This is a genomic window from Cupriavidus sp. 94F1 (assembly GCF_057798875.1).
Genome location: NZ_JBYOJT010000009.1, coordinates 59,103 through 70,723 on the forward strand (window position 1 = coordinate 59,103; position 11,621 = coordinate 70,723).

Sequence of the window (11,621 nt, forward strand, 5' to 3'; positions counted from 1 at the left end):
CCGCCATGGCGAGCCGCGAGACAGCGGTTTACTTCAGGCCCAGCACATCCTGCATGTCAAACATGCCGCTGGGCTTGTCGGCCAGGAAACGGGCGGCGCGCACCGCGCCATCGGCGTACGACTGGCGGCTGGAAGACTTGTGGCTGATCTCGATGCGCTCTCCGATACCGGCAAACATCACCGTATGGTCGCCCACGATATCGCCGCCACGGATCGTGGCAAAACCGATCGAATTCGGATCGCGCGGGCCCGTATGGCCTTCGCGGGCATACACGGCACAGTCGTCGAGGTTACGCCCAAGCGCATTGGCGATCACTTCGCCCATCGTCAGCGCGGTGCCGGACGGGGCATCGACCTTGTGGCGATGATGCGCCTCGATCACTTCGATGTCGTAACCGGTGGACAGCAGCCTGGCGGCCACGTCGAGCAGCTTGAACGTGGCGTTGACGCCCACGCTGAAGTTCGACGCGAACACCACGCCGATCGACTTGGCGGCGTCGGCCAGGGCCTGCTTGCCGGCGGGGTCGAAGCCGGTCGTGCCGACCACGATCTTCTTGCCCAGGCGCTTTGCGGCATCCAGGTGGACCAGCGTGCCCTCGGGGCGCGTGAAGTCGATCAGGCAATCGGCGGCGCCGAGCACGGCCTCGATATCGGCCGTGATCTTGACGCCCGTCACCTGGCCCAGGAACAAGCCGGCGTCCTGGCCCAGCGCGGGCGACGACGCATGCTCCAGCGCACCCGCCAGCGTGACGCCGTCGGTATTCAGAACGGTTTCGATCAGCATGCGGCCCATGCGGCCGGAGGCACCTGCGATGGCGATTTTCATGGCGTGGCGTTGCGGTGGCGGAAAGACTGGGAAGACTGCGACCCGGCCAGACGGGCCGGGCGCACGGATGCGATGGGTGGCAGCCGGCTGGAGCCGGCTTGCGATCAGCTGGCCGGTTTGTCCGGGGTGGCGCTCGTGGCCGGCCCCTGGGCGGCCGGTTCGGAGGCGGGAGGCGTCGATTCCACGGCAGGCGCCGGCGCGGCTTCCGGAGCCGAGGCGCCAGTAGCGGCCGGCGCGGAGGCCGGCTGCGAAGCACTGGCGCTGGACGTCGCAATGCCGATCTTCTGGTTGCGCTGCGCCGCCTTCATGCCGTCAATTTCGGCAATGAGTTCATATTCCGACGGCAAATCGCCACCCTGCCACTTCACCAGCTTGTCGTCATCAAAGAACACCGTGAACTGGCGCGACTGCACCACCGGCGTGCTGCCCCGGCGGAACGAGAAATAGTAGTCCCAGCGATTGCCGTGGAACACGTCCTGCAGCAGCGGCGTACCCAGCAGGAAGCGCACCTGGTCGCGCGTCATGCCTTCGCGCAGTTGCGAAGCCGCCTCGCGGGACACGAAGTTGCCCTGAACGATGTTGATGCGATATGGCGTGATGGCCTCTGCCACCTTGCGCGACGTGCTGTCGTAGGCCGAGCAGGCGCCGGCCAGCAGCGCGGCGGCCAGCAGGGAAGACACCAGCGCGGGGCGCATGGCGGACGAACGGAATGAACGCATGTATCTCGCTTCCAGACGGGAATGGTTCTGTGCCGGTCCCGACGCTCCGCAGACAAGCGGAGGCGGCCGGCACGGCCAGGCGCATCGCGGGTACGCCACCTTGCGGGCGGCGGCCGGGCGCCATGGCACCGGGGCGACTTTTGTCGCCAAAACCCTTATGATTCAACTATCCAGACATTGTACTCTAGGGAGTCACGCCCATGCCGAGTCCGGCGGACCTCAAAAATATCGGCCTCAAGGCGACTGTCCCCCGCCTGAAGATTCTTGAAATCTTCCAGACCAGCGAGCAGCGCCATTTGAGCGCGGAAGACGTTTACCGGATCCTGCTCAACGAGCACATGGATATCGGCCTCGCCACGGTCTATCGCGTCCTGACGCAGTTCGAACAGGCGGGCCTGCTGTCCCGCAACAACTTCGAATCGGGCAAGGCGATTTTTGAACTCAACGAAGGCAAGCACCACGATCACCTGGTGTGCCTGGATTGCGGTCGCGTCGAGGAATTCTTCGACGGCGATATCGAGCAGCGCCAGCAGAGTATTGCGCGCGAGCGCGGTTTTGCCTTGCAGGAACACGCGTTGTCGTTGTACGGCAACTGCACCAAGAACGACTGTCCCCACAGACCCAAACGATAAGCTCGGGGGGGCGCGGTCCAGTCCCCACCATGCAGGCATTAAAAAACCGGCACGAGAGCGCCGGTTTTTTATTGGGCTTGCCGAATCGGCCGGCCGCTTATTCCTGCGGCAGGTTATCCTGTTCGGCCTCGGTCACCACGCGCAGGGTACGTGCCGCGGCGACTTGAGGCAGACCCACGAATTCTCCAACGACCTGACGAAACAAGTGTCGGGCCCAGACCAGCATCGGATGCGTATTCCGGCTGCGGTGCCAGAACATGTTCAGGCCCAGCGTCGTGTTTAGTTCCGCCGGCAGCGGGAACGCCTTGAGACCATAGGTCTCGCAGGCCATGTCCTTGGTCAGCGCGTTGACCGTGAAGATCATGTCGGTCTGCGCCGCCAGTTCGGCCTGGGCACGCCACGAATGCACTGTCAGCGTGGCATTGCGCTTCAGACCGCGCTGCTGCAGCGCGTAGTCCAGCGGAATCAGCGCCGGCGCCGGCCGGCCTGTGCCGCCCGAATGCGCCATGAAGATATGGCTGCATTCCAGGTATTGCTCCAGCGTGCAATCGGTCTTGAGCAGTGGATGATTCTTGCGCGCGCACACCCACAGGTTCAGCGAGGTCACCATTTCCTCGACGATTTCCGGATGGCGCGTGGGGAATGGAGAAAATGCCAGGTCCAGCTCATTGGCGCGCATGGACGCCACGTCACTTTCCCAAGAGTGCGATTCCACCAGCCGGATATGCAGGTCCGGGGCCAGCTGCTTGATCCGCAGCACGAAACGATTGAAGACGGTATCGCCCAGCTCGGCCGCAAAGCCGATGCTCAGCGTGCCGGTGGCCACCGCGGGATCGAAATTGTCTGCATCGCCCTCGTTGATGGACGACCACAGGTCGAGCATGTCCCGGATTTTTGGACCCAGCTCCAGCGCACGGGGCGTTGGCGTCAGCCCGTGCGGCACGCGGATAAAGAGAGGGTCGTCGAAGATTTCGCGCAAGCGCCCAAGCGAATGCGATACGGCGGGCGCCGTCATATGCATTTTCTCCGCCACATAAGTGGCGTTCCGCTTGCTCAGCAGCTCGGTAAAAATCACCAGCAGCTTGGTATCCACGTTCACCATGATCAGGCCCGGTTGTTATGTCTCGCGCTTCTGGATGGCCCCACCACTTTCACTGGCTGCACATCAGATTTCAACAGATTCTTCCGAGTGTAAGAGAAAAAAACGGCAGGGAAAAGCAAATTCGGCATTTCTCGCACTACGCGATTCGGTAATCGGGGGATTTTTGACAACATTGGGACAGATAATGTCAAAAACCATGATCCCGGCGCGCGCGAGGCCCGCTATATTGACCTGAAAGGGCTCGATCCTGCCTTGCGCGCACTCACATTACCTCGGAATTTTCGGACGTGCATCATGACTTCCCCTCGTCTCGGCGTTGACCTTGCCAAAGCCTATCGGCTGCTCAATCACGGTCCCACGGTACTGGTCAGCGCGGCTCACGGCGGCCAGCGCAACATCATGGCCGCCGCCTGGGCGATGCCGCTCGATTTTGCGCCGCCCAAGGTGGCGGTCGTGCTGGACAAGGCCACCTGGACGCGCCGCCTGCTGGAAGCCAGCGGCGAGTTCGCGTTGCAGGTGCCCACGGTCAGCCAGGTCGATATTACCCAGGCGCTGGGCTCCAGTTCCGGACTGACCATGCTGGAACAGCAAGGCATCGACAAGTTCGCGGCCTACGGGCTGCAGACGTTTGCCGGCAGCGTGATCGGTGCACCCTTGCTGGAAGGCTGCGCGGCCTGGCTCGAATGCCGGCTGCTGCCCGAGCCCGCCATCCAGGCCGGCTACGACCTGTTCCTGGGCGAGGTGGTGGCCGCCCATGCCGACAGCCGCGTCTTCAGCGAAGGCCGCTGGCACTTTACCGGCCATGACGGCCTGCGCACCATCCACCATGTGGCGGGCGGCCATTTCCTGGTGGACGGCGATGCCGTGGATGCCAAACCGCTGACACCCTGATCCCGCTTGCGGCCGAGAATAAAAAAACGCGCCCGAAGGCGCGTTCTTCATGAGGCGAGCACCAATTACTTGGCGACGACGCGTGCCATTTCCAGGCACTTGTTCGAATAACCCCATTCGTTGTCGTACCAGCTCACGACCTTGATGAACGTGCCGTCCAGCGCGATGCCGGCTTCGGCGTCGAAAATCGAGGTACGGGCGTCGCCGCGGAAGTCCGTGGCCACAACCTTGTCTTCCGTGTAACCCAGCACGCCCTTCAGCGCGCCCTGGCTCTGGGCCTTCATCTCGGCGCAGATTTCTTCGTACTTGGCCGGATTTTCCAGTTCGACGGTCAGATCGACCACCGACACGTCCGACGTCGGCACGCGGAACGACATGCCCGTCAGCTTCTTGTTCAGCTGCGGAATCACCACGCCCACGGCCTTGGCGGCGCCGGTCGACGACGGGATGATGTTTTCCAGGATGCCGCGGCCACCGCGCCAGTCCTTGTTCGACGGGCCGTCAACGGTCTTCTGCGTCGCCGTGGCAGCGTGCACGGTCGTCATCAGGCCGCGCTTGATGCCCCACTTGTCGTTCAGCACCTTGGCCACCGGGGCCAGGCAGTTCGTGGTGCAGCTGGCGTTCGAGATGATCGCTTCGCCCTTGTACGTTTCGTGGTTCACGCCGTACACGAACATCGGGGTGTCGTCCTTCGACGGGGCCGACATGATCACCTTCTTTGCGCCGGCGTCGATGTGCTTCTGCGCGCCTTCCTTGGTCAGGAAGATGCCGGTCGACTCGATGACCACGTCCGCGCCAACCTCGCCCCACTTCAGTTCGGACGGGTCCTTGACGGCGGTCAGGCGGATCTTCTTGCCGTTGACGACCAGCGTGTTGCCTTCCACCGACACTTCGCCGTCGAAGCGGCCATGGACCGAGTCGTACTTCAGCATGTAGGCCAGATAGTCCGGCTCCAGCAGGTCGTTGATGGCAACGACTTCAATGTCCTTGAAGTTCGCGGCGGCGGCGCGGAATACCATGCGTCCGATACGGCCAAAGCCGTTGATGCCGATCTTGATGGTCATGTCTATCTCCTAGAGTGCAATCGATAAAGCCGGTGGCCGGCGCCGGTCGCCGGCGCATCGCACCGGCTGACCGCGCGGGCGGAAATTACTGGGCGAGCGTGGCGCGAACGGTGTCGGCCACATTGTCCACCGTAAAGCCGAAGTGCTTGAACAGCACGCCAGCCGGAGCCGATTCGCCGAACGTGTCAATGCCGACGACCGCCTGGACCTGGTACTTCCACCAGAAATCGGTCACGCCGGCTTCCACGGCGACGCGCGGCACGCCGGCCGGCAGCACGCTAGCCTTGTAGGCGGCGTCCTGCTTGTCGAACACCGTCGTGGCGGGCACCGACACCACGCGCACATGCACGCCCTCGGCGGCCAGCGCATCGGCGGCGCCCACGGCCAGGCCCACTTCCGAGCCCGTGGCCAGGATCACGGCGTCCGGACGCTTGGTGCGGGGGTTCTTCGCATCGCGCAGCACGTAGCCGCCGCGTGCGATATTGGCACGCGTGACATCGTCGCGCTTCTGGAACGGCAGGTTCTGGCGGCTGAAGATCAGGCAGCTCGGGCCGTTCGTGCGGCGGATCGATTCGGCCCAGGCCACGGCCGTTTCGGTCGTGTCGGCGGTACGCCAGACGTCCATGTTCGGGATCAGGCGCAGGCTGGCCACATGCTCGATCGACTGGTGCGTCGGGCCGTCTTCGCCCAGGCCGATCGAATCGTGCGTGAACACGAACAGCGTGCGGATCTTCATCAGCGCGGCCATGCGCAGCGCATTGCGGCTGTAGTCCGAGAACGTCAGGAACGTGGCGCCGTAGGGCACGTAGCCGCCATGCAGCGTGATGCCGTTCATGATGGCGCTCATGCCGAATTCGCGCACACCGTAGTTGATGTGGTTGCCCCATGCATCCACGCGCACGGCCTGGGTGCCCGACCAGTTGGTCAGGTTCGAGCCGGTCAGGTCGGCCGAGCCGCCCAGGAATTCGGGCAGCACCGGCGCAAACGCCTCGATGGTGTTCTGGCTGGCCTTGCGCGTGGCGATCGTCTCGGCCTTTTCCTCGCACTTGGCGATGAAGGCATCGACCGCGGCATCGAACGCGCCCGGCAGTTCGCCGCGCATGCGGCGCTTGAATTCGCCGGCTTCATACGGATGCACTTCGGCGTAGGCGTCGAACAGCGCGTCCCAGGCCTTTTCCAGCGCGCTGCCGGTGGCCTTGGCGTTCCAGGCGTTGTACACGTCTTCCGGCAGTTCGAACGGGGCGTGGGCCCAGCCCAGCGCCTCGCGCGTGGCCAGCACTTCGGCGCCGCCCAGCGGGGCGCCGTGCACGTCGTGGCCGCCTTCCTTGTTCGGCGCGCCCTTGCCGATGATCGTGCGGCAGCAGATCAGCGTCGGCTTGTCGCTGGCCTTGGCCTGGGCGATGGCGTTGTCCACCGCCACCACGTCGTGGCCGTCCACGCCGCGGATCACGTTCCAGCCGTAGGCCTCGAAACGCTTCGGCGTGTCGTCGGCAAACCAGTGCACCACGTCGCCGTCGATCGAGATGCCGTTGTCATCCCACAGCGCGATCAGCTTGTTCAGCTTCAGCGTGCCGGCCAGCGAGCAGGCTTCGTGGCTGATGCCTTCCATCAGGCAGCCGTCGCCCATGAACACGTACGTGTGATGGTTGACGATGTCGAAGCCCGGGCGGTTGAATTCCTCGGCCAGCAGGCGCTCGGCCAGTGCCATGCCCACCGCGTTGGTGATGCCCTGGCCCAGCGGGCCGGTGGTCGTTTCCACGCCCGGGGTAATGCCGTATTCCGGGTGGCCGGCGGTCTTGCTGTGCAGCTGGCGGAAGTTGCGCAACTCTTCCACCGGCAGGTCGTAGCCGGTCAGATGCAGCAAGGCATAAATCAGCATCGATCCGTGGCCGTTAGAGAGCACGAAGCGGTCGCGGTCGGCCCAGTGCGGATTGACCGGGTTATGCTTCAGGTGCCGCCCCCACAGCGCCACGGCGATGTCCGCCATACCCATCGGCGCGCCGGGGTGACCGGAGTTGGCCTGCTGGACGGCATCCATGGCAAGCACGCGGATGGCATCGGCCATCAGCTTGACGGGTTGATTGGCAAAAGGACTGGTTGCGGGATGGGCGAGGGCAGACATGCGAGAACCTGACGGCGGGAAAACCGCAATTTTAGCAGAAGCAGGCGGCATTTCCGGGCGCGTGGACGCACCGCGACGGGGGTCTCAGACGTGGACCGAATGGCTGGCGCCCGGTGTCGGCACCACGCTGTGCGATATCGCCGTGCTGGCCGCGGCGCGCACGGCCCACCAGCAAGTGGAAATTGGCGAGAACGCGCAATTTGGCCGCATTTTTCGCCTGGATGGGCGCGTGATGAGCACCGAAGCCGATGCCCATATCCAGCATGAACTGATGACCGTGCCGATAGCCGCAGTGCACGGTTCGCCACGTAGCGCGCTGGTGGTGGGCGGTGGCGATGGCGGATCCGCCTTCGAACTGCTGCGAATTCCCACCATGCGGGAAGTGGTAGTGGCCGAACTCGATGCAGAAGTCGTCCGTCTGGCGCGCGAATGGCTGCCCGGCATTCACCGTGGCGCCCTGGACGAACCGGGCGATCCGCGCCTGCACCTGGCCATTGGCGACGGGCTGGGCCTGATGGAAGCGTTTGCGCGGGCCGGCCGCCAGTTCGACCTGATCGTCTACGACCTGACCGAAGCCGACGACGGCAGCCCGGCAGCGGCCCTGTTCGCGCCGCACGGGCTGCAGACGGCGCGGCGCTGCCTGAGCGCCGGCGGCGCGATGTCGGTGCACCTGGGTCCGCCCTGGCACCGGCCGGAGGCCACGCGGCTGCTGCTGGCGCGCCTGCGCCAGGTATTCCGGAACGTGGCACCGCTGACCACCTTCGTGCCGGCGTACGGTGCGCTGTGGGGCATCGCGCTGGCCAGCGATACGCTGGACATCGCGGCCCACCCGCCCGAGCGCATTGCGGCGCGCCTGCAACAGTGGGGGCTCGATGGCGCGCTGCGCGCCTACCACGCCGGGCTGCACCCGGCGCTGTTCAACCACCCACGCCATTTGCAGGCGATCTTCGACAGCGCAGGCCGTCCCGCGTAACATGCACAAACGCCCCGCCGCTGCCTTGCGCGCGGAGCTTTCGTGCCATCCGGGAGACCCGCATGTCCAGACCGCCCAACACGCCCTGGCTGACGCCCTATCTCACGGTCGCCAGCGGACGCGCCGCCCTTGATTTCTACCAAAGGGCATTCGGCTTCAAAGCCGGGCATGTCGTCGATGAGAACGGCGTGCCCACCCACGCCGAAATGCACTACCAGGGCCAGATCGTCATCATGTTCGCGCCCGAGGGCGCCTGGGGCAGCACGGCCCGTACGCCGCGCTCCATGGGCGTGGAAGCGCCGCAGACGTTCTACCTGTATTGCGAGGATGTCGACGCGCTGTACGCGCAGGCCACTGGCGCCGGGGCGACCAGCGTCATGCCGCCCGCCGACCAGTTCTGGGGCGACAGATACTGCATGGTCGAAGATCCCGATGGATACCGATGGGGCTTTGCCACGCCGCTGGCCAAGGCTCCGGACGCCAAACCCACCCCCTGATGCCTCCCAGATTCTTTGTCGATGCGGCGCTGGCCGCCGATGCCGTATTGGATTTGCCCGAAGCCGTGGTGCGCCATGTGCAGGTGCTGCGCCTGGCCCCGGGCGACGCCGTCACGCTGTTCAACGGCCAGGGCGGCAGCCATGCCGCCACCCTCGCCGAGATCGGCAAGCGTCACGCCACGGCGCAGATCGGCGCGCATGACGCCGCCGATGCCGAAGCGCCGTTTGCGGTCACGCTGGCGCAAGGCCTGGCCGGTGGCGACAAGATGGACTGGCTGATCGAAAAGGCCGTGGAACTGGGTGTGGCCGCCATCCAGCCGCTGCAGGCCGCCCGCTCGGTCGTGCGCCTGTCTGGCGACCGCGCGCTCAAGCGCCAGGCACACTGGCAGGCGCTGGTGCAGGCCGCATGCGAACAATGTGGCCGCAATCGCTTGCCGCATCTGGCGCCGGTCGCTACTTTTGAAGCGTGGCTGGCGGCAGCGCCCGCCACGGGCGCCCGGCTGCTGCTGTCGCCGCGTGCCACGGGGTCGCTGCCCGAGCTTGCCCAGGCGCATCGCGACGCCTGGCGTGCCGAAGGGGTGACACTGCTGATCGGCCCCGAGGGGGGCCTTTCCCCGGACGAAGAAGACGCCGCGCGGCGTGCCGGTTTTATCGGCGTGTCACTCGGGCCGCGCATCCTGCGCACGGAAACCGCCGGGCTGGCTTGCCTGGCAACGCTGAACGCCATCCTTGGCGGATTTTGAGATAAGGAGTCTGAGATGGGACTACTCGATAGCGTACTCGGGGGCGTGCTCGGCCAGCTTGGCGGCCAGCATCAGGAAGGCCAGTCCGGCGGCATGAATCCGAAGCTGATGATGGCCCTGGGCCTGCTGGCAATGCTGGCGATGCGGCACAAGAGCCAGGGTGCCGACGGCAGCGTGGCGCCGGCCGATGCCGGCGACAATCCGCTGGGTGGCCTCGGCGGGCTGGGCGGCATGCTCGGGGGCATGCTGGGCGGCGGCAGCGTACGGGCCCCGGGCGGGCTCGATCTGGGTTCGCTGCTCGGTGGGCTGCTAGGCGGACAGGGCGAAGCCGGCGCTTCGGCCCAGGCGATTGGCGCGGCCAGCGGCGGCATCGGCGCGCTACGCGACATCCTGGCGCAGGCGGGTCTGGGTCAGCAGGTGGACTCCTGGATCGGCACCGGCACCAATCAGGCCGTCAGCGCCAATGACCTGTCGGCGGCGCTGGGCCACACAGGCGCGCTGCAGTCGCTGGCTGAAACCACCGGCATGTCGTCGGACGATGTGGCCGCCAGTCTCAGCGAAGGCCTGCCCGAACTGATCGACCGCCTGACACCGACCGGCCAGGTGCCCCCCGCGGCCTGACGCGTCGCCCGGCCGGGGACGCGCTGACGCACAAACAAAAAGCCCGCTGACACCAGCGGGCTTTTTCGTGGGCGATTCGTACGGACCGTCAGGCGAACGAGTAGAACACCCGGAACTGCACCTTGCGCTCGCTCCAGAACTCGGCGGCGTCGCGGAACACGTCCAGCAGCACTTCGCGGGCTTCCTTGTCGAACTTCTGCGCGATCGGCAGGCCTTCGAGCACGATCACGAAACCCGGCTGCGGCCCCGCCTTGTGGATCATGTCGGTCAGGCAGTCGGACAAGGCATCGAAATTCTTGCCGAAATGCTTCGGAAACGTGAACTCGGTAGCGATACGCTCAAGAATCTCGGCCTTGCTCGCGCAGTCGGCACAGTTCGCGTACAGGAAATGCTGATTCAGCGCGGCGGCTGCCTGGGCCAGCTCGGGTACGCGGAATGCGCGGATCGACTGGACGATGTTAGGGCGCACCGTCTTGAACAGATTCATGGCTCCCTCGTTGGTGCCGTCGTCAGCCCATGTGGCCATGACAGGGGCACAGGCGGGCGGAAGTCGGGGCGTCAGATCCTGGCGCGGCATCATCAGCACGTTGTCGTAAAGGTTCTGGGCCTGATGGTGAGCCCGTTGCCAGCCATCTCCGGCGCCGCGCTCCTCGCGGGCGGCAAGGGCGTCGCCCAATCCGAAAATGTCAGTCATCATTTGGTTATCCGTTTGAAACTGTTGTAGTGGTCTTCCGTGTAGTAGCAGTCGTTGGCGGCGCGTTGATCACCACCGCAAACTATCCGCTTGGCTCCCCGATTCCGGCTTTTGCTGTTCTTGACGGTGTATTCGCGGTAATACCCGCGAGGCTGCTGCGGCAGGATGCGTTCGTAGTTGCCGAACCGCGAACCATCCTTGTCATACGGAAACGGGCCGCCGGCCTCTATCAGGTCCAGCGTTTGCCGCGCCTCGTTGGGCAACTGCTGTGCCGGGATGGTTCCCACCCCGGACACGTCGGGCGACTGCCTTGCCATCGCGCCTTGCGGCGACAGGGCCAGCGCCATCGATAGCGCCGCGCCAGCCAACACGTGGCCCAGGCTTCGCGCCAGACTCAGGGACTGCCAATGTGACTGCCGCTGCGACTGGCTTTGAGAAATCCGGGAACCCACGATAGTGAATGAATCGTTGGCGAAAGTTGATGGCGGGTCATTCCGGCATCGCCTCAGTCTCTTTTCGGACCCAAAGCCGCTACCGGCACGCCCAGGCGAGCGTCCGCATTCAAAGGCGTAAGGTTACGCGCAAGTCCATCATTAATCAATCCCTGCGCCCCGGCGGCCCGAATTTCCTCAATTGTTTCAACATGTTATTGATATGTGTGCGCATACTAACCGCGCAGGCGGCAATTTGACGCGGGCATGAAAAAGCCGGGCGAACCCGGCTCTTGCACCACATGG

Annotated in this window: 13 protein-coding genes; 6 read left to right on the forward strand and 7 right to left on the reverse strand. The window is 65.0% G+C overall.

The features are described 5' to 3' along the window. Positions 1-28: 28 nt before the first annotated feature. Together dapB and AC3FJ6_RS20560 are read right to left on the reverse strand one after the other, a co-directional pair. Positions 29-826, reverse strand: a complete 798-nt coding sequence (dapB, locus tag AC3FJ6_RS20555) for a 4-hydroxy-tetrahydrodipicolinate reductase (protein WP_488773515.1) — start codon at positions 824-826, stop codon at positions 29-31. 104 nt (positions 827-930) lie between these two features. Next, complete coding sequence (locus AC3FJ6_RS20560) at positions 931-1,545, reverse strand: outer membrane protein assembly factor BamE (RefSeq protein WP_488773517.1); 615 nt, start codon at positions 1,543-1,545, stop codon at positions 931-933. Positions 1,546-1,745: 200 nt separating this feature from the next. Between AC3FJ6_RS20560 and fur the strand changes: the two genes are divergently transcribed. Then, on the forward strand, positions 1,746-2,177 hold the full coding sequence (fur, locus tag AC3FJ6_RS20565; RefSeq protein WP_066732268.1) for a ferric iron uptake transcriptional regulator: 432 nt from the start codon (positions 1,746-1,748) through the stop codon (positions 2,175-2,177). Between the two features lie 97 nt (positions 2,178-2,274). Here fur and AC3FJ6_RS20570 read toward each other — a convergent pair whose 3' ends face one another. Then, on the reverse strand, positions 2,275-3,279 hold the full coding sequence (locus AC3FJ6_RS20570) for a LysR family transcriptional regulator (protein WP_153947268.1): 1,005 nt from the start codon (positions 3,277-3,279) through the stop codon (positions 2,275-2,277). A 294-nt stretch (positions 3,280-3,573) separates the two neighbouring features. Here AC3FJ6_RS20570 and AC3FJ6_RS20575 point away from each other — a divergent pair, with 294 nt between their 5' ends. Continuing rightward, positions 3,574-4,170: a flavin reductase family protein gene (locus AC3FJ6_RS20575; protein WP_488773518.1), complete on the forward strand. Its 597-nt coding sequence runs from the start codon at positions 3,574-3,576 to the stop codon at positions 4,168-4,170. Between the two features lie 65 nt (positions 4,171-4,235). Here the strand turns inward: AC3FJ6_RS20575 and gap are convergent, their stop codons facing one another. Next, positions 4,236-5,234, reverse strand: a complete 999-nt coding sequence (gap, locus tag AC3FJ6_RS20580; protein WP_153947266.1) for a type I glyceraldehyde-3-phosphate dehydrogenase — start codon at positions 5,232-5,234, stop codon at positions 4,236-4,238. Between the two features lie 85 nt (positions 5,235-5,319). Further along, positions 5,320-7,407: a transketolase gene (gene tkt, locus AC3FJ6_RS20585; protein WP_488773519.1), complete on the reverse strand. Its 2,088-nt coding sequence runs from the start codon at positions 7,405-7,407 to the stop codon at positions 5,320-5,322. A gap of 10 nt (positions 7,408-7,417) precedes the next feature. On the opposite strand from tkt, the gene AC3FJ6_RS20590 reads away from it, so the two are divergent. The 4 genes from AC3FJ6_RS20590 (at position 7,418) to AC3FJ6_RS20605 (ending at position 10,190) form a co-directional block, all read left to right on the forward strand. Further along, positions 7,418-8,329, forward strand: coding sequence for a spermine/spermidine synthase domain-containing protein (locus AC3FJ6_RS20590; protein ID WP_488773520.1), 912 nt, complete (start codon positions 7,418-7,420; stop codon positions 8,327-8,329). A gap of 62 nt (positions 8,330-8,391) precedes the next feature. Then, positions 8,392-8,826: a VOC family protein gene (locus AC3FJ6_RS20595; RefSeq protein ID WP_400391520.1), complete on the forward strand. Its 435-nt coding sequence runs from the start codon at positions 8,392-8,394 to the stop codon at positions 8,824-8,826. Beyond that, positions 8,826-9,569: a 16S rRNA (uracil(1498)-N(3))-methyltransferase gene (locus tag AC3FJ6_RS20600; protein WP_488773521.1), complete on the forward strand. Its 744-nt coding sequence runs from the start codon at positions 8,826-8,828 to the stop codon at positions 9,567-9,569. Before AC3FJ6_RS20595 ends, AC3FJ6_RS20600 begins: the two co-directional genes overlap by 1 nt. 15 nt (positions 9,570-9,584) lie before the next feature. After that, entirely contained in the window at positions 9,585-10,190 is a 606-nt protein-coding gene (locus AC3FJ6_RS20605) for a YidB family protein (protein ID WP_488773522.1), read from the forward strand. Between the two features lie 88 nt (positions 10,191-10,278). Here the strand turns inward: AC3FJ6_RS20605 and AC3FJ6_RS20610 are convergent, their stop codons facing one another. Further along, positions 10,279-10,887: a barstar family protein gene (locus AC3FJ6_RS20610; protein WP_092601383.1), complete on the reverse strand. Its 609-nt coding sequence runs from the start codon at positions 10,885-10,887 to the stop codon at positions 10,279-10,281. Beyond that, positions 10,884-11,231 carry a guanyl-specific ribonuclease gene (locus AC3FJ6_RS20615; RefSeq protein WP_488773523.1) on the reverse strand — a complete coding sequence of 116 codons (348 nt, stop codon included), beginning with the start codon at positions 11,229-11,231 and terminating at the stop codon, positions 10,884-10,886. The genes AC3FJ6_RS20610 and AC3FJ6_RS20615 overlap by 4 nt, the downstream gene beginning before the upstream one ends. Positions 11,232-11,621 lie beyond the last annotated feature (390 nt).

Coding starts and splice junctions, on each gene's coding strand:
- fur (WP_066732268.1), top strand. CDS start 1,746: ATGCCGAGTCCGGCGGACCTCAAAAATATCGGCCTCAAGGCGACTGTC.
- AC3FJ6_RS20575 (WP_488773518.1), top strand. CDS start 3,574: ATGACTTCCCCTCGTCTCGGCGTTGACCTTGCCAAAGCCTATCGGCTG.
- AC3FJ6_RS20560 (WP_488773517.1), bottom strand. CDS start 1,545: ATGCGTTCATTCCGTTCGTCCGCCATGCGCCCCGCGCTGGTGTCTTCC.
- AC3FJ6_RS20605 (WP_488773522.1), top strand. CDS start 9,585: ATGGGACTACTCGATAGCGTACTCGGGGGCGTGCTCGGCCAGCTTGGC.
- tkt (WP_488773519.1), bottom strand. CDS start 7,407: ATGCCGCCTGCTTCTGCTAAAATTGCGGTTTTCCCGCCGTCAGGTTCT.
- AC3FJ6_RS20595 (WP_400391520.1), top strand. CDS start 8,392: ATGTCCAGACCGCCCAACACGCCCTGGCTGACGCCCTATCTCACGGTC.
- AC3FJ6_RS20610 (WP_092601383.1), bottom strand. CDS start 10,887: ATGATGACTGACATTTTCGGATTGGGCGACGCCCTTGCCGCCCGCGAG.
- AC3FJ6_RS20615 (WP_488773523.1), bottom strand. CDS start 11,231: ATGGCGCTGGCCCTGTCGCCGCAAGGCGCGATGGCAAGGCAGTCGCCC.
- AC3FJ6_RS20600 (WP_488773521.1), top strand. CDS start 8,826: ATGCCTCCCAGATTCTTTGTCGATGCGGCGCTGGCCGCCGATGCCGTA.
- gap (WP_153947266.1), bottom strand. CDS start 5,234: ATGACCATCAAGATCGGCATCAACGGCTTTGGCCGTATCGGACGCATG.
- dapB (WP_488773515.1), bottom strand. CDS start 826: ATGAAAATCGCCATCGCAGGTGCCTCCGGCCGCATGGGCCGCATGCTG.
- AC3FJ6_RS20570 (WP_153947268.1), bottom strand. CDS start 3,279: ATGGTGAACGTGGATACCAAGCTGCTGGTGATTTTTACCGAGCTGCTG.